General features: G+C 66.1%; 11 protein-coding genes. 6 read left to right on the top strand and 5 right to left on the bottom strand.

Features of this window, described 5'->3' with window-relative positions:
• Positions 1 to 13 precede the first annotated feature (13 nt).
• Positions 14 to 1,132, top strand: a complete 1,119-nt coding sequence (locus QK290_RS00505; RefSeq protein WP_282328817.1) for an LLM class flavin-dependent oxidoreductase — start codon at positions 14 to 16, stop codon at positions 1,130 to 1,132.
• 94 nt (positions 1,133 to 1,226) lie between these two features.
• Entirely contained in the window at positions 1,227 to 2,546 is a 1,320-nt protein-coding gene (gene hemL / locus QK290_RS00510; RefSeq protein ID WP_282328818.1) for a glutamate-1-semialdehyde 2,1-aminomutase, read from the top strand.
• Positions 2,547 to 2,671: 125 nt separating this feature from the next.
• Here the strand turns inward: hemL and QK290_RS00515 are convergent, their stop codons facing one another.
• The 4 genes from QK290_RS00515 to QK290_RS00530 all read right to left on the bottom strand — a co-directional run bounded on the left by QK290_RS00515 (position 2,672) and on the right by QK290_RS00530 (position 6,168).
• A complete protein-coding gene (locus QK290_RS00515; protein WP_282328819.1) occupies positions 2,672 to 3,409 on the bottom strand; it encodes an amino acid ABC transporter ATP-binding protein in 738 nt (245 codons plus the stop codon).
• On the bottom strand, positions 3,406 to 4,170 hold the full coding sequence (locus QK290_RS00520; RefSeq protein WP_282328820.1) for an amino acid ABC transporter permease: 765 nt from the start codon (positions 4,168 to 4,170) through the stop codon (positions 3,406 to 3,408). Before QK290_RS00520 ends, QK290_RS00515 begins: the two co-directional genes overlap by 4 nt.
• A gap of 32 nt (positions 4,171 to 4,202) precedes the next feature.
• On the bottom strand, positions 4,203 to 5,153 hold the full coding sequence (locus tag QK290_RS00525; protein WP_282328821.1) for an ABC transporter substrate-binding protein: 951 nt from the start codon (positions 5,151 to 5,153) through the stop codon (positions 4,203 to 4,205).
• A 307-nt stretch (positions 5,154 to 5,460) separates the two neighbouring features.
• Positions 5,461 to 6,168, bottom strand: a complete 708-nt coding sequence (locus QK290_RS00530; RefSeq protein ID WP_282328822.1) for a 3'-5' exonuclease — start codon at positions 6,166 to 6,168, stop codon at positions 5,461 to 5,463.
• A gap of 63 nt (positions 6,169 to 6,231) precedes the next feature.
• Here QK290_RS00530 and QK290_RS00535 point away from each other — a divergent pair, with 63 nt between their 5' ends.
• The 3 genes from QK290_RS00535 (at position 6,232) to QK290_RS00545 (ending at position 13,606) form a co-directional block, all read left to right on the top strand.
• Complete coding sequence (locus QK290_RS00535; protein WP_282328823.1) at positions 6,232 to 6,648, top strand: MGMT family protein; 417 nt, start codon at positions 6,232 to 6,234, stop codon at positions 6,646 to 6,648.
• 89 nt (positions 6,649 to 6,737) lie between these two features.
• Positions 6,738 to 10,082 carry an ATP-dependent DNA helicase gene (locus tag QK290_RS00540; protein WP_282329064.1) on the top strand — a complete coding sequence of 1,115 codons (3,345 nt, stop codon included), beginning with the start codon at positions 6,738 to 6,740 and terminating at the stop codon, positions 10,080 to 10,082.
• A complete protein-coding gene (locus QK290_RS00545; RefSeq protein ID WP_282328824.1) occupies positions 10,079 to 13,606 on the top strand; it encodes an ATP-dependent DNA helicase in 3,528 nt (1,175 codons plus the stop codon). The genes QK290_RS00540 and QK290_RS00545 overlap by 4 nt, the downstream gene beginning before the upstream one ends.
• Positions 13,607 to 13,644: 38 nt before the next feature.
• On the opposite strand, the gene QK290_RS00550 is transcribed toward QK290_RS00545, so the two are convergent.
• Positions 13,645 to 14,892, bottom strand: coding sequence for a macrolide 2'-phosphotransferase (locus QK290_RS00550; protein WP_282328825.1), 1,248 nt, complete (start codon positions 14,890 to 14,892; stop codon positions 13,645 to 13,647).
• A gap of 169 nt (positions 14,893 to 15,061) precedes the next feature.
• Here QK290_RS00550 and nudC point away from each other — a divergent pair, with 169 nt between their 5' ends.
• Positions 15,062 to 16,084: an NAD(+) diphosphatase gene (nudC, locus tag QK290_RS00555; RefSeq protein WP_282328826.1), complete on the top strand. Its 1,023-nt coding sequence runs from the start codon at positions 15,062 to 15,064 to the stop codon at positions 16,082 to 16,084.
• The last annotated feature ends 67 nt before the right edge of the window (positions 16,085 to 16,151 follow it).

Raw genomic sequence — 16,151 nt, forward strand, 5'->3', positions numbered from 1 at the left:
GGTTTGTATGCGTATGCATGAAAATAGCGAGCCTTCCGTCATCACTCCGTCAGCGCCGGGCAACCCCACGGCCCCCGTCCCTGCAAACTCCATCCTGCTTGGCGTCAGCACTTTCGGCGACGTCGACCTGGCTGCCGACGGAGCACCCAAGCACCACGCCGAGGTGCTGCGGCAGGTGGTGGAACAGGCCAAGGTGGCCGACGCCGTCGGGCTACACTCCTTCGGCGTGGGGGAGCACCACCGCAAGGACTTCGCCGTCAGCGCGCCGGACGTGGTGCTCGCAGCCATCGCCACGGCCACGGAAAACATCCGGCTTGGCAGTGCGGTCACGGTCCTGAGCTCGGACGATCCCATCCGCGTCTTCCAGCGCTTCGCCACACTCGACGCCCTCTCCAACGGCCGCGCCGAAGTGATCCTGGGCAGGGGTTCGTTTACCGAGTCCTTCCCGCTCTTTGGCTACGACCTTGGCGACTACGACGCCCTGTTCGAGGAGAAGCTGGACATCTTTGACCGCGTACGGTCCCAGAACCCGGTGAACTGGGACGGCCGGACGCGGGCGTCGCTTCGGGGCCAGATGGTCTATCCGCACGTGGAGGGCCGCCTGCTTCCCACCTGGATCGGGGTGGGCGGCTCACCCCAGTCTGTGGTCCGCACGGCCACCTACGGCTACCCGATGGTCCTGGCGATCATCGGCGGCGAGCCTGAGCGCTTCCGCCCCTACGCCGACCTCTACCGCCGCACCCTGGCCGAAGCCGGTAAGGAACCGCAGGCTCTGTCCGTGCACTCGCCCGGCTATGTGGCCGAGACTGACGAGCAGGCCCTCGAGGAGTACTACCCGCATTGGCTCGCCACCCGCAATAAGATCGGCGCGGAGCGCGGCTGGGGACCGGCGGGGCGCGGCGAGTACGAAGCTGCTGCGGACGAGGACGGCGCCCTGTTTATTGGTTCCCCGGAAACGGTGGCGGCGAAGGTGGCCCGGCTCAAGAGCACCCTCGGTGCGGACCGCTTCGAGATGAAGTACAGCAGTGGCACGCTGCCCCACGAGCAGATGATGCGTTCCATCGAGCTGTTCGGTTCCAAGGTGGCGCCTCTCGTTGCGGACATGCTCGCGGACATGCTCGCGGATCGCTGAGGCGGGCAGTTTCTTCATCGGGCGGCCACTGTATCCAGCGCCAGCAGGTGGCGGTGGCGCCGCATGCCACCGCACGGGATGGAAGAATAGGGGCATGACTCGCTCCGAAGACCTCTTCGCCCGTGCCCAAACCCTGATGCCTGGTGGCGTCAACTCACCCGTCCGGGCCTTCGGCTCGGTGGGTGGAACCCCGCGGTTTATGGTGTCGGCCAAAGGCCCGTACCTGACCGATGCCGACGGCAAAGAATATGTCGACCTGGTCTGCTCCTGGGGGCCGGCGCTGCTGGGACACGCCCACCCTGCTGTCCTGGAAGCGGTCCACGCGGCGGTAGACCGAGGCCTCTCCTTCGGCGCGTCCACCCCGGACGAGGCCAACCTGGCAGCCATCGTCCAGGAGCGCGTGCCGGCTGCCGAACGTGTCCGTATGGTTTCCACTGGCACCGAGGCCACGATGACGGCAGTCCGGCTGGCCCGCGGCTTCACCGGCCGGAACCTCATCATCAAGTTCGCCGGCTGCTACCACGGCCACCTGGACGGGCTGCTTGCCGCTGCAGGATCGGGCGTTGCCACCCTGGCGCTGCCGGGCTCGGCCGGCGTCACCGAAGCCACTGCCGCAGAAACGCTGGTTCTGCCCTATAACGACCTCGCCGCCGTCGAAGCAGCCTTTGCTGCGCACGGGCCCAACATCGCGGCCGTCATCACCGAAGCCGCCCCCGCCAACATGGGCGTGGTGACCCCGGGGGAGGGCTTCAACCTGGGGCTCTCCCGCATCACCCGCGAGCACGGCGCCCTGCTGATTCTGGACGAGGTGCTCACCGGCTTCCGCACCGGCTACTCCGGCTACTGGGGGCTCACCGGGGGCGCTGCTGACGCAGCGGACCCGTGGACCCCTGACCTGCTGACCTTCGGGAAGGTCATCGGCGGCGGAATGCCGACGGCGGCCCTCGGCGGGCGTGCCGACGTCATGGACTACCTCGCGCCCCTGGGCCCGGTGTACCAGGCGGGCACGCTCTCCGGGAACCCGGTGGCCATGGCAGCGGGCGTCGCCACCCTGACTCACGCCACCCGCGACGTGTATTCGTTTGTGGACGCCCGCTCGTTGGAACTCGCCTCTGCACTGTCCGAGGCCCTGGATGGTGCCGGCGTGGACCACTCGATCCAGTTCGCCGGAAACCTGTTCTCGGTGGCGTTCGGCACGTCCGCCAACGGCGTCCACAACTACGCCGACGCCCAGGCGCAGGAAACCTTCCGGTACGCGCCGTTCTTCCACTCCATGCTGGAATCCGGAGTTTACCTGCCGCCGTCGGTCTTTGAGGCCTGGTTCCTCTCGGCCGCCCATGATGACGCCGCGATGAACCGGATCTTTGACGCTCTCCCGGCCGCCGCAAGGGCCGCCGCTGCCGCCAAAGTTTAGTCCCGGCGTCGGGCGCCCTCATATGCAGTCCACGGCTTAAGCAAGAAATCCCCGTCTCCCGGGCAAATCCCCGCACCATGCGTGGGGGGAAATGTCTGGGAGGCGGGGATTTGCCGTTGGTGCGACTAGAGCACGTCCGAAAGGAAGCCCTTCAGCCGGTCCGTTGCGGGCGAGGTGAAGATCTGCTCGGGCGGACCCGATTCGACCACCACGCCCGCGTCCATGAACGTGACGGTGTCTGAGACGTTGCGGGAGAAGCCCATTTCGTGGGTCACCACCACCATGGTCATGCCGCCCTTGGCGAGGTCGGCCATCAGCGCCAGGACGCCCTTCACGAGCTCGGGGTCCAGCGCGGAGGTGGCCTCGTCAAAGAACATCACCTCAGGCTTCATGGCCAACGCACGGGCGATCGCGACACGCTGCTGCTGGCCGCCGGAGAGGTTGGCCGGGCGGGCGTCAGCTTTGTGCTTGAGGCCCACCAGGTCCAGCTGCTCCAGGGCTTCGGCGCGCGCCTGCTCGTTGGAGAGCTTCCGGAGCTTGCGCAGCGCGAGCGAGACGTTGTCCAGCACGGTCTTGTGCGGGAACAGGTTGAACTGCTGGAAGACCATGCCGATCCGCTGGCGCAGCTCGTCCGGGTTGTCCTTCAGGACCGACCGGCCATCCAGCAGGATGTCGCCTTGGTCCGGTTCGATCAGCCGGTTCATGACGCGCAGGAGCGTCGACTTTCCGGAGCCGGACGGACCGATGACCGAAGCCGTGGTGCCCTTCTCCACGTGGAGGTCGATGCCGCGGAGCACATGGTTGTGCCCGAACGAAAGGTGCAGGTTCTTGCCGGTCAGGGTGCCGGAAGTAAATTCCGTCATGCCTGTGCCCCCTTGCCGATAGGTGCCGCCAGCTCGTCCGGTTCACGCTTTTCCGGTTTGCCGGTCCGCAGTCTGTTATCGATGTAGTTCACCAGGTGCGTGAGCGGAATGGTCATGGCCAGATAGAAGATGGCCGCAGCTACATAGGGGGACAGGTTGCCGCTGCGCGCGGCAGCGTCCTGGCCGATCTGGAACAGCTCGCGTTCCGTGGCCAACAAGCCCAAGGTGAAGACCAGTGAAGAGTCCTTGATCAGGGCAATGAACTGGTTCATGAGTGCCGGAAGCACCCGGCGAATTCCTTGCGGTACCACCACGAGCCTCATCGAGGGGCCGTAGCCGAAGCCCAGGGCCCTGGAAGCTTCCAACTGCCCCTTCTCCACGCTCTGGATACCGGAGCGGAAGATCTCGCCTGCGTACGCGGCTGCCATCAGGGAAAGCGCAGCAATGCCCATCGGGTACGGGCTGTTACTCCCTGTGATTTCGCGGTAAATAGGCCCGAATCCAAGCCCAATGACCAAGATAGTGAGGACCGCGGGCAGCCCACGGAACACGTCCGTGTAGGCCCTGGCGGCCCACCGTGCCACAGGATTCCGGGAGATCCCCATGAGGGCCAGGACCAGGCCGAAGAATGCCCCGATCAGTCCTGAGGTGATCGCCAGCAGCAGCGTATTGGGCAGGCCCACGGTGAACATGCTTGGCAGAACTTCGGCGATCTGCCCCCAGTCGAGGAAGGTTTCTCCGAGTCGTGTCAGGTAATCCATTGGCGTCGCTATCTTCTCTGGGTTGCCGGTTTCTAGTTCGCAGCCACCTGGACGGCCTTGCTACCCGGCTTCCATCCCTCGGGGGTCTGCTCGGCAGCGGTCTTGCGGTCCGTGTACCACTGGGAAGTCTGCTTGGTCCAGGTGCCATCGGCAACGATCGCGTCCAGGGCAGAGTTCAGTGCTTCGAGGAGGGCCGGGTTGTCTTTGGCCACCGCGTAGGCAGTGAAGTTTTGCGTGTTGAGCTTCTTCTCGGCGATCTTCGTGCCGTCACCTTCCTTGACCTGGCCTGTGGCCTGCTGCGAGGGAGCCACCCAGGCATCCACCTGGCCACTCTTCAGACTGGCAAAGACAGTGTTGTAGTCGGGGAATGCAACCGGCTCAAGGTTCAGGGTGTTCTTGACGTAGTCTTCCTGCACACTGCCGCTGACGACGCCAATGCGCAGCCCGCTCTTGAGATCGGCAAACGTCTGGGCCTTGGCATCTTCTTTGGTCACCAGAGCCATGTAGCCGAAATCGTAACCGTTAGTGAAAGCAACGCTTTCGCGGCGGGCGTCCGTGGTGGAAATCGACGAGGACCCAACATCAAACTGTTTGTTCTTGACCTGGCTGAGAAGCGCTTGGAACTTCGTGGAGGCAAACTCGACCTTGAGCCCCAGCTTTTCGCCCATTGCACGCAGGAGTTCGTTGTCGTAACCGGTGAAGTTGCCCGACGGGTCAATAAAGATGTTGGGCGGAGCGTCAGAAAGCGTGCCTACGCGCAAGGTCCCGTCGGTGACAAGGCCCAGCTTGGTCTTGTCGATCTTGTCCAACGGCGTGACGTCGGCGGTGGTGTACTTGTCCAGCGTCTGCTGGTCGCTGCCGGCGAGGGCGTCGGTTGGCGTGCCGCTTCGCTGCGCTGTCCCCGAGCCGCAGGCGGCCAGCGAGACAGCAAGGGCAATGGCGACGGGAATGCTGGTCAGCCATTTCATGGCATTGGTCTTCATGAGAAAGTCACTTTCATCAGAGTCATAAATTGAACCGGGCCTAAGGCTGCGCGTGTGGCGCCGGGCGCCTTGTTCCCATCTGGTGGCCGGCCGGGGCGGGATTACCACTGAACTTAATCTTCTCATTTTAGGCTTTCGGCGCTTTCAGGAGAATAAAATCATGCTTGAAGGCGCTGTTGGCCGAATATACGAACCAATGTATTTGTTTCTAAACATCTGATGAATGAATGATGCCCTCGTAGCCGAATCCAAGGATTCCCATGGGGGCTGTCCGCGGTTCCCCGCCTAATTGTGAGTTAGCTCTCAGCTAAAAGTCACCGCTGGCGTCTTCCGGGGGAAGGACAGGCCATTCGCCTTCAATCACCGCGGCGGGCTTGGTCTTGCGCAGGTAGTTCTGGAAGTCTGCGGCTTGGCTAACAGCCCAGTCCTTTTGCAGTTCGTGAAGCTGGCTGGCCGGCATCTTGAGCTTAGGGAACTTGATGGCCATGGCATCCAGCATCCGGAGCGTGGCCAAAGCATCCGCGGCCGACGTATGGGCGTTGTCCAGCGTGATGCCGTACTCCTCACACAAGGCCGTCAACGTGCGCTTACCCTTGCGGTAACGGTCCACCTGTTTGTTCATGATGAACGGGTCCAGGACGGGGAAGCGGCTCAACTGCCGGACGCCGTAGCGGGCGGACTCCGCGGCCAGGACGGTAAAGTCGTAGCTGGCGTTGAAGGCAATGACAGGAATCCCGGCGTCGAACAGGTCCTGCAGGACGGTGGCCAACTCGCCGGTGACCTCGTGGGCCGGCCGCCCCTCACGCCGGGCCTGCTCCGTGGTGACGCCGTGGATATCGCTGGCCTCGGCAGGGATTTCGACGCCGGGATCGGCCAGCCATTCGTGTTCGGCGATGACGTCCCCCCTGTGGTCCACCACGGTGACCGACGCCGTGACGATGCGCGCGGCACGCGAATTTCGTCCGGTGGTTTCGAGATCGAAGGCTGCGCGGGGAAGGGTGTTCCAGGAGGTCATGCTTCAACGCTACCGGCCAGCACCGACAGGATCCGACAACGCCACTGCCGGTACCCTTGGTGTATGCGGACAGAGTTCATCGAGGCGGTGCTCTCGCTGGTCGAGCTGGTTCCAGCCGGAACCGCACTGGCCTATGGTGATGTGGCCGAGCTGCTGGGATCCGGCGGTCCCCGGCAGGTGGGCCACGCCATGAGCCACTACGGCAGCCAGGTTGCGTGGTGGCGCATTCTCAAAGCAAGAGGCCAGGGTCCGGAAGGCCACGAGGCCGAAGCGCTCCGCCACTACCTGCAGGAGGGGACGCCGCTGCTCGGCAACTACGATGCCTTCCTGCGTACCGGCGAAGGCAAATGGCGGGTGGACCTGGCTGCAGCACGCTGGGCCCCGGGTGAGGATGACTTCGACCGGCTCGACGCCATGGCGGAGCAGCTGGAGCGGCGGCTGCATAGATTGTCGGTGGCTGATGATGAAATGACTGTGTGAGCGTAACAATCCCCGTAGTTGACCCCACCAAGTCCACACGCACATCAGCCAGGCCCGCGTCCGAGGCCCGGCGTGCCAACGGTACGGGCCTGCGTCTGCTGCCTCCGCGGCAGCTGCACGCCGACGTTCCGGCGTTGTCCGCAGACCAGCGTGACGCCGTCGACGTTCCTCACGGCTCCGGGCCGGTCCTGGTTCCCGGCGCACCGGGAACCGGAAAATCAACCGTCCTGATCGAAGCCGCCGTCCGTCGGGCCCTGCAGGACGACGTGGACCCGGAACGGATCCTCATCCTGGCGCCCGGACGCCTGGCCGCCGACTCACTCCGCGACCGGTTCACCGCACGGCTGGACCGGAGCCTGAGCACCACGCCGGCCCGGACCTGGGCAGCCTATGCGTTTGACCTGATCCGCCGGGCAAAGGCAGAGGGAATCCTTCCGCTACCGCGCGCGCCGCGCCTCCTGTCCGGCCCGGAACAGGACCTTATCATCCGCGAGCTCCTGGAGGGCCACCGGATGCCCGGCCTGGAACTACCGTGGCCTGCCGACCTGGAAGCGGCACTGGAGACGCGGGGATTCCGCCACGAGGTGCGCCAACTCTTCGACCGGATCATCGAATCCGGCCGGACCGCCGGTGACCTGGAGGAGCTGGGCCACCAGTGCGGCCGGCCGGACTGGATCGCCGCGGCGGCACTGTACGCCGAGTACCGGGACGTCCTGGACCTGCGCATGCCGGAGGCCTTCGACCCCGCCGGCATCATCACCACGGCACGGCAGATCTTCCAGGATGCGCCTGACTTCCTTGCCGCGGAACGCGATCGTCTCCAGCTGGTGCTGGTGGACGATGTGCAGGAGGCGAACCCTGCCGTTTTCGAACTGCTCGCCGACATCGCCGCCGGCAAGGACTGCTATGTCGCCTTCTCCCCGGATACTGTCGTGCAGGGATTCCGTGGGGCCAGGCCCGACCTGGTCGCTGAGCTGCCGCGCCTGCTTTCTGCGGAAGCCGGCGTCATCGAGCGGCCGCTGTGGCACACGCATCGGCACGCCCCCGCCATCGCCGAGGCCTGGCTCGGCGTCGCGGGCCGGATCTCACAACGTGCGGGCGGCCAGCTGGCAAGGCGGCTCAAGCAGCCCGAACCCCTGGCCGGAACCGCGCACGGGCCCACCGCCGTCGTCGAACCCCAGCCGCAGTCCGCCGGCACGGTGGAAGCACACCAGGTGCCGTCCCCGGTCCACGAACTGCGGTACGTTGCCCAGCGCATCCTGGACCAGCACGTCAACCATGGCCGCGACCTGGCCGAGATCGCCGTGATCGTGCGTAACGGCGGCCAGCTCAGTGAGCTGCAGCGATACCTCACGGGCCAGGGGATCCCGGTACGCGTTCCGGTAGCCGAGTCCGCGGTCCGCGATGAGGTGGCCGTGCGCCCGCTGTTGGACGCCTACGCCATTGCGCTGGATCCGGAACTGCTGACCCCGGAAGCCGCCGTCGCGCTGCTGACGTCGCGGATCGGGGGCGCCACATCAATTGAATTGCGCCGGCTACGCCAGTCGCTCAGGCGCGAAGAACTGCTGGGCGGCGGCGGACGGACCAGCGACGCACTGCTGGTTGAAGCATTATCGGAACCAGGGGCCTTGGGGACCCTGGGCCTGGAAGGCCGTTCCGCGCGCCGGACCGCCCGCATGATCCAGGCCGGGCGGAGCGCCGCGGCCGAGCCCGGCGCCAACGCCGAGACCGTTCTCTGGGCCCTGTGGCACTCCACCGGACTGGCCAACGCGTGGACCGAATCCGCCCTCGCTGGCGGTTCCCACGGCGCCCGGGCCGACCGGGACCTCGATGCCATGATGGCGCTTTTCCACACAGCCGAGCGCTACGTGGACCAGATGCCCGGCGCCGGGCCGGAGCAGTTCCTTGAGTACCTCCTGAACCAAGAGCTGCCGATGGATACCCTGGCCGCCCGGGCGCAGGTGGACGACGCCGTCGAGCTGATGACCCCGGCCAGTGCTGCCGGGCGGCAGTGGCCCGTGGTCATCGTGGCGGGGCTGCAGGAAGGCGTCTGGCCCAATACCCGGCTCCGCGGTGAGCTGCTGGGCAGCAGCCTGTACGCTGACGCCGTCGAGCACGGGGTCAGCTATGCATTGCAGCTGGACCCGCTGAGCCGGCTGCGGGAAATCCGTTACGACGAACTCCGAAGCTTCTCCACGGCCGTTTCCAGGGCGTGCGAGATCCTGATCTGCACCGCAGTTTCGTCCGAGGATGACCAGCCGTCGTCTTTCCTTGACTATGTGGCGCCGCTTGAGCCTGGCGCCGAGGGCCGGGGGTTCACCCCGGTGGAACGGCCCATGACTCTTCGCGCCCTGGTGGCAGAACTGCGCCAATACGCTCAGCTGGATGGAAGGTATGAGCCCGAGGCCGCCGAAGCCGCAAGGGTCCTGGCCGGACTTGCCGCCGTGGAACCGGCCGTCCCCGGAGCGCATCCGGACAGCTGGTGGGGCCTGCCGCCCCTGACGACGTCGGAGCCGGTTGTCCCGCCCGGAGGGACGGTTTACGTCTCGCCGTCGAAGGTGGAATCCGTGCAGAAATCACCGCTCGACTGGTTTGTGCAGGCGGCGGGGGGAGAAGCCGCCACCGACTTCGCCCGGAGTCTGGGCACGCTGGTGCACGCTATCGCGCAGGACCTGCCGGAGGCCTCCGGGGGCGAGTACGTCGCCGAGCTCATCCGCCGGTGGCCAACCCTGGGCATGAAGGACAACTGGGAAGGCAAACTCGACTTCCAACGTGCCGAAACAATGGTGCGCAAACTCGCCCAGTACGTTCTGGTGATGCGGAGCGAGGGCCGGAGCCTGCTGGGCGTCGAGAAGGACTTTGCGGTCCGGCTGCCCGACGTTCCCCCGGCGGACGCCGGGCAGCACGATGCCCGGTCCGTCGAAGATTTGGCCGTCGGGGCCGGCCTTCCCCGCGCCGCCGTGCTCCGCGGCCAGGTTGACCGGCTGGAGATGGACGGCGAAGGAAGGCTGGTCATAGTGGACCTCAAAACTGGTAAAAGGCAGCCTGGCAAGACAGAGTTGTCTCGCCATCCACAGTTGGGGGCCTACCAGGCAGCGGTCCTTGCGGGCGGTTTCGCGGATGTCCACGGTCGGCCCGGCCCAGCCGAACCCGGCACGCTAGTGCCGGACTCATCACAGGGCTCCCCGGTGCCGGGCGGCGCCGTGCTGGCGCAGCTCGGAACAAGCACCAAGAGCCCCGGCGTCCAGCAACAGGATCCCCTAGAGGCCCAGGATAACTGGGCGCTGGACATGGTCACGGATGCGGCCGCCGTCATGTCCGGCAACAGCTTCGAAGCCAGGCACGACCCGGCAAAGAGCAGCCACGGGGGGCACGGCTGCAGGCTACCTGAGGTCTGTCCGCTCTGTATCCGCGGAAAGCAGGTCACTGAATGAGCCAGCCCCAGGTGCCAACGCCACTGTTTACCCCGGAGCAGCTCTCCAGGCTGCTGGGCGAAAAGAATACGCCGACGCCCGAACAGTCCGCCATCATTTCCTCACCCCTGGCTCCTCGGCTGGTGATCGCGGGAGCGGGCTCCGGCAAGACCGCCACCATGGCCGACCGCGTGGTCTGGCTCGTCGCCAACGGCTGGGTCAGGCCAGAGGAAGTCTTGGGCGTGACCTTCACCAGGAAAGCAGCAGGCGAGCTGGCCACTCGGATCCGGGCCAAGCTGGCGGCACTGCAGCGGGTCGCTGCCCAAGACACACGGCATGAAGTGTTCCCCGACGGGCTGCTCAGCAGCGATGCCCTTGAGCCCAAAGTGTCCACCTATCACTCATTTGCCAGCGGCATCGTTTCTGACTATGGGCTGCGGCTGGGCGTGGAACGCGACGTTGTGCTGCTCGGCGGGGCCCAGGCCTGGCAGCTCGCCAGCGAAGTGGTGGAAGCGTTCGACGGCGATTACAGCCACTTTAAGGCCGCCAAGTCCACACTGGTCAAGGCTGTCATCCAGCTCGCGGGGGAGTGCGCAGAGCACCTGCAGGAACCGGCCGACGTCGAGGCCTGGCTTCTGGCGCGGCTCGCCGAGTTCGAAGAACGTCCCTATGTGGCCGGAGCGAAAAAGAACGCCCCCCAGGCAGCCGGTGAACTCGCTGCGATGCTGCGGACGAGGGCCAGCGTGGCTGACATGGTGGGCCGCTACGCCACCGCCAAGAAGTCACGGGGAGCTTTGGACTTCGGCGACCTGGTGGCACTTGCGGCCCGTGTTGCCCGTGAGATCCCCCTTGCAGCGGACATGGAACGCCAGCGCTACAAGGTGGTGCTCCTCGACGAGTTCCAGGACACGTCGTATGCCCAGCTGGTTCTTTTTTCGCGGCTTTTCGGCGAGGGCCACGCGGTCACCGCTGTGGGAGACCCCAACCAGTCGATTTACGGTTTCCGTGGTGCTTCGGCAGGTCAGCTCTTCCACTTTGTCCGTGAATTCCCTGTCCGCGTGGACGGGAACGAGAGGCCGGGAGGCTTCGTACCGGCCCCGACGTCCTATCTCACAACGGCGTGGCGCAACGGCCGGGCCATCCTGTCCGCCGCTAACATCATGTCCGAGGCCCTAGGGCGCGCCGAGGCCCGGAAGGCCCCGGCCGGCAGCGCTGCGGACCGCACCATTCCGTGGGGCACGGCTGACACTGCAGCGAATGTGCCGCCCCTGCAGCCCAGCCCTTTCGCGGTGGAGGGGCGGGTGGTACTGGGCCGCTTCGGCACAGACCTCGACGAAGCCGCAGTCCTTGCCGAGGACGTCCTGAAGTACCGGATCACGGACTTTGAGCGGGAGCCTGACGGCACGCCGGTACCACCGGCACTCGCTGTCTTGTGCCGGCGACGTGCCCAGATGGAAACCATCCGTCGGGAGTTCGAGGCGCGGGGGATTGCCTACGAAATCGTGGGGCTTGGCGGGCTGCTCGATACCCCTGAAATCGTTGACCTGGTGGCCACGCTCCGGGTGCTGGCCGATCCCGGACGCTCGGACTCTCTGATGCGCCTCCTCGCTGGCGCGCGCTGGCGGATCGGGCCGGCAGACCTGCTGGCCTTCCAAGACTGGTCCAGCCAGCTCGCACGCCGCCGCGGCCGCCCGGCCGGCGCTGCCACACCGGAGGACGGGTCCTCAGACGCGTCCGAGGAAACCGTTATCGAAAGCGACCTGACTGACGGCGCCAGCCTGGTCGAAGCGCTGGACTGGCTGCCACGAGAAGACTGGACCTCTTCCCACGGACGGTCGTTGACGGACCAGGCCCGCGACCGCCTCGGCAGGCTCTCTACGGAACTCAGGCAGCTGCGCGGCTATCTCGGGGACGACCTCACCACGCTGCTCGGTGAGGTGGAACGAGCCATGTTGCTCGACATCGAAGTGGCAGCGCGCCCGGGAACCAGCATCCACCAGGCCCGCCGAAACCTGGATGCCTTTCAGGATGCGGCAGCCGGCTTCCTGCGAACCTCGCACCGCGTGGACATCCTGGCGTTCCTGGCCTGGCTTGAAGCCGCCGCGGCCGAGGAAAACGGCCTTGAGGCTCCGCCGCCGGATATCAACCGCGAGGCTGTGCAGCTGCTGACTGTCCATGCGTCAAAGGGCCTGGAATGGGATGTCGTTTTTGTTCCGGGCCTCAACGCCGGTGCCTTCCCCAGCAACAAGGATTCCCGCTGGAGCAGCGGCGCGGCGGCACTGCCGTGGCCGCTGCGCGGGGACCGAACGGACCTGCCCCAATGGGATACCGACCAGCCGGACCAGAAGGGCTGGCTGGACGCCGAAAAGGACTTCAAATCAGCGGTCCAGGTCCACGGTGAGGGTGAGGAACGCCGCCTTGCCTATGTGGCCTACACCAGGGCAAAGCACGTCCTCTGGGTCTCCAGCGCGGCATGGGTGGGCTCCAGGGCAGGGCGTGCCGAGATGTCACCGTTCCTCGCTGAACTGGAACAGCTTGTCGGCTCCGGCCCTGACAGCGCTCCGGGAAGGGACACGGAAACGAACCCTGCCGTGGTGCACCCGGCGTCAGTGGACGAGGCCTCCCTTCCGGAGAAGAGCCCGCTGACTACCGAAACTGAGGTCGCCGGATGGCCCTATGACCCCCTCGAAGGCCCGGTGGATGCGCGGACCGGGGAGCGACTGCGGGTTGTTCCCGGCAGGCGGCAGGCCATGGAGAACGCCGCGGCGCGTGTCCGGGACGCCTTGGAGGCCTTGATTCCCGGGGACCCAGCGCCGGTTCTTGAACATGCATCCGCCACTGAGTCCGGGCCAAGGCTCCGGGGAAATGCGGCTGGCTGGGCGAGGGAAGCGGCTTTGCTGCTGGAACGGCGTTCGCGGCGCGCTTCCGGGCAGGACGTTCACCTGCCCGGTCACATCTCTGCGTCCACGCTGGTGGATCTTGGCGAGGACCCGGCGGGGGTAGTGGGCAGGCTGCGAAGGCCTGTTCCGCGTGAGCCCGGCATGTCCGCACGGAAGGGGACGGCATTCCACTCCTGGGTTGAAGAGTACTTCGGCGCAGCCGGCATGCTGGATCTTGGCGGGGCCCCCGGCTCTGACGATCACATTGACGCCGCGTACGACCTCGACACCATGGTGGCCACCTTCAAAGCCTCGGAATGGGCCGACAGGTCGCCGGCATTTGTCGAAGTGCCGGTGGAAACCCGTGTAGGCGACGTTGTGGTCCGTGGACGCATAGATGCTGTCTTCCAGGACGGGGACGGGAGGTGGGACCTGGTGGACTGGAAAACCGGACGCAGGCCCTCAGCCGCCCAGCTGAGGGCCAAATCGGTGCAGCTCGCCGCGTACCGGCTGGCTTGGTCCCGGCTCAAGGGCGTGGCGGTGGAGGACGTCAGGGCCGCCTTCTTCTACGTTGCGGACAACCAAGTGGTTCGGCCGCACGATCTGGGCACTGCCGAGGAGCTTGAACAGATCGTGACCGCCGCCCTCGACGCGAGTGCTCCCTGACGCCGGTGCCCCCTGAATTCAGGAAGCGCTTCGGGGCGTCAGTGCTTCCTGACTTCGACGATGCTGATGGCCGCGGTGGACGTGTCCTCGGCGGACGGGCGAGCTGCCGGCTTGTCGTCTGGCTCTTCGTCCGCCGCTGCTTCGTCGGACGGGATGGGCTCGGCGGGGATTCGGCTGACTTCCACTGCGGGCGCCACCGGAACGGGCGCCGCGGACAGGATAGGTACAGGGGCGACGGTCACAGCCGGAGCAGCGGCCAGACCAACCTGCTGGGACCTGCCCGCTGCCGCGGTGTGGGCAGCAGGGGACTGGGCGGCGTCGTCGGCCGCGGCGTTCGGTGCGCGGAGCGGTTCGACACTGATGGCCTGGCCGCCGTGCTCTTCGACATCGGCCGCGAGCGTTTCCAGCATGCCTTCGGCTTCGGCAACCATCCCGTCGTCGCCGGCCGCTATGCCCTTGACCAGGTATTGTGCCAACGCGAACTCGGCAGACAAGGCGGCCCGCCGGATCAGATGCGGGTCCGGGGCGTCGCGGCGGCTGCCGGTGTAACTTGCCAGAACGGCGTCCACGAAATCCTGTTCATTCGAGGCAACCAGCCAGGCAAAGTCGTCGGCGGGATCCCCGATCCGAAGGTCCGTCCAACCCGCAACGGCCGTGACGCGGCCGCTTTCCACGAGCAGGTTGTCCTCGTGCAGGTCGCCGTGGACAACGCACGGGTTGAACCGCCATAGCGAAACGTCTTCGAGGGCATGCTCCCAGCGGAGCAGCAGCGACGCCGGAATTTTTCCGGTAGTGGCTGCCTGGTCAAGCTCGTTGAGCCGGCGCTGGCGGAATTCGTTGGCCGTATAGCTGGGCAGGTCCGCGTTGCTGACCAGGGAGTGCGGAAGATCATGGATGGCCGCCAGGGCTGTCCCGATTTCCCGGGCCAGTGTGGCGGGACCCGCGGTGAGTTGCTCAACACTTTGCGTGCTGCCGGCCAGATGGGAGTAGACAAAGGTGCTGAGGCTACCCAGCCGGACGCTACCGGCCACCGTGGGCATCAGGAAGGGCAGCTCTGCCCGGATGGCCGGTACGAATGCACGGAGGACGAGGAACTCCGTTTCGAGTCTGGCGCTTGCTTCCGCATGCCGCGGGGACCTTACCCGCCACTGCTTGCCCTCCGAATCCAGCAGCAGCGCGGAGTCGAAATCCGCGGGATCGTCCGCAGCTGAGCTAACGGCGGTAGGGGTCAGCCCGGGGACTGCCGCGGTTGCCACGGCTGCCAGTTCGATCGGTTTTCTTCTCACCGTTCCACGGTAGATTGAGTGGCGTCCAAGACAACGATGTGCGGCGGCGAGTCTCCAGATATGCTGCAAAAGTCGGCCTCGGCACAACGCGTGGAGGCCCACAGCGCATGTCCTTGCCGAATGGCCCCGCCGAATGTAAATTGTCAGCCCGAGTCAGTACGGTGGACACATGAGTCATGCGGAGTCCGCTATACCGGCCTACCAGCCGCAGTCAGTCCAGCTGCCGGCCAACCACCTGTTCGATACCGTGCTGCCGGTCCTCCCTGCTGCCGTTGACCGCGGCTCCGCTGACCGCGTCCGGCCAGGCATGGTTGAGGAATTGCTGGACAGCGAGCATACTCGGGCAGTGGTCCTGGCCGGGCGGCAGGCCCTGGTACACGGCAACCAGCTCCTGCTGCCTGCAGCCGCCCAATTGCTCGCTGACCTGCGGGACCGCGGCTCAGTTCCGGAGCAGGTCATCTATCTTGGCGCCGCGTTGGACGGCTCGGATCTTGCCGCCGGCACCGAAGTGGTCCTCGTTATCCTTTCCGCACCTGCCGAGCCCGGCGCTGCGGGAATCCCGGATGATGCGCAGTGGGCTGGCTTCCGCGACATCGCTGCCGTCCTAAACCCCACTGACACGGCGTTGTTCGTGGAAGCCAGCGCCATCGCCAACTGGCATGCCAGCCATACGCATTGCCCCCGTTGCGGGGCCCGTACCGCCGTGGAGGCCGGCGGCTGGGTCCGCCGCTGCCCCGTGGACAGCTCGGAACACTACCCCCGCACGGATCCGGCCATCATCGTCACAGTTGTAGGGCCGGACGGACGGCTGCTGCTAGGTGGCGGCGGGCCGGTTGACGCCAAGAACTACTCCACGCTGGCCGGATTCGTCGAACCAGGCGAATCCCTGGAACAAGCCGTCATCAGGGAAATCCAGGAAGAAGTGGGCGTCCGGGTCACGGGATGCCAGTACTTGGGCTCGCAGTCATGGCCGTTCCCGGCCTCCCTTATGCTTGGATTTACCGCCATCACCGAAGACGCCGTGGCAAAGCCCGACGGCGTGGAGGTAACCCGTGCGCGCTGGTTCAGCCGGGAGGAACTCCAGGACGCCGTGCTTACCGGTGAAATCACCATCTCCAGCAGGCTGTCCATCGCCCGCTCGCTGATTGAGCACTGGTATGGCGGCAGGATCATGGACCGCCCGGACACCTAAGACCCGGACCAGGCATCACCATTGGCCAGACGCCAGCACGTGGCAGTCGCGACAACAACAGAGCAGC

Source organism: Pseudarthrobacter sp. AL07, from assembly GCF_029960665.1.
Classification (GTDB): Bacteria; Actinomycetota; Actinomycetes; order Actinomycetales; family Micrococcaceae; genus Arthrobacter.

Excerpts from the sequence above, each read along its gene's own strand:
- QK290_RS00535 (WP_282328823.1), top strand. The coding sequence starts at position 6,232 with ATGCGGACAGAGTTCATCGAGGCGGTGCTCTCGCTGGTCGAGCTGGTT.
- QK290_RS00525 (WP_282328821.1), bottom strand. The coding sequence starts at position 5,153 with ATGAAGACCAATGCCATGAAATGGCTGACCAGCATTCCCGTCGCCATT.
- hemL (WP_282328818.1), top strand. The coding sequence starts at position 1,227 with ATGACTCGCTCCGAAGACCTCTTCGCCCGTGCCCAAACCCTGATGCCT.
- QK290_RS00545 (WP_282328824.1), top strand. The coding sequence starts at position 10,079 with ATGAGCCAGCCCCAGGTGCCAACGCCACTGTTTACCCCGGAGCAGCTC.
- QK290_RS00505 (WP_282328817.1), top strand. The coding sequence starts at position 14 with ATGCATGAAAATAGCGAGCCTTCCGTCATCACTCCGTCAGCGCCGGGC.
- nudC (WP_282328826.1), top strand. The coding sequence starts at position 15,062 with ATGAGTCATGCGGAGTCCGCTATACCGGCCTACCAGCCGCAGTCAGTC.
- QK290_RS00515 (WP_282328819.1), bottom strand. The coding sequence starts at position 3,409 with ATGACGGAATTTACTTCCGGCACCCTGACCGGCAAGAACCTGCACCTT.
- QK290_RS00520 (WP_282328820.1), bottom strand. The coding sequence starts at position 4,170 with ATGGATTACCTGACACGACTCGGAGAAACCTTCCTCGACTGGGGGCAG.
- QK290_RS00530 (WP_282328822.1), bottom strand. The coding sequence starts at position 6,168 with ATGACCTCCTGGAACACCCTTCCCCGCGCAGCCTTCGATCTCGAAACC.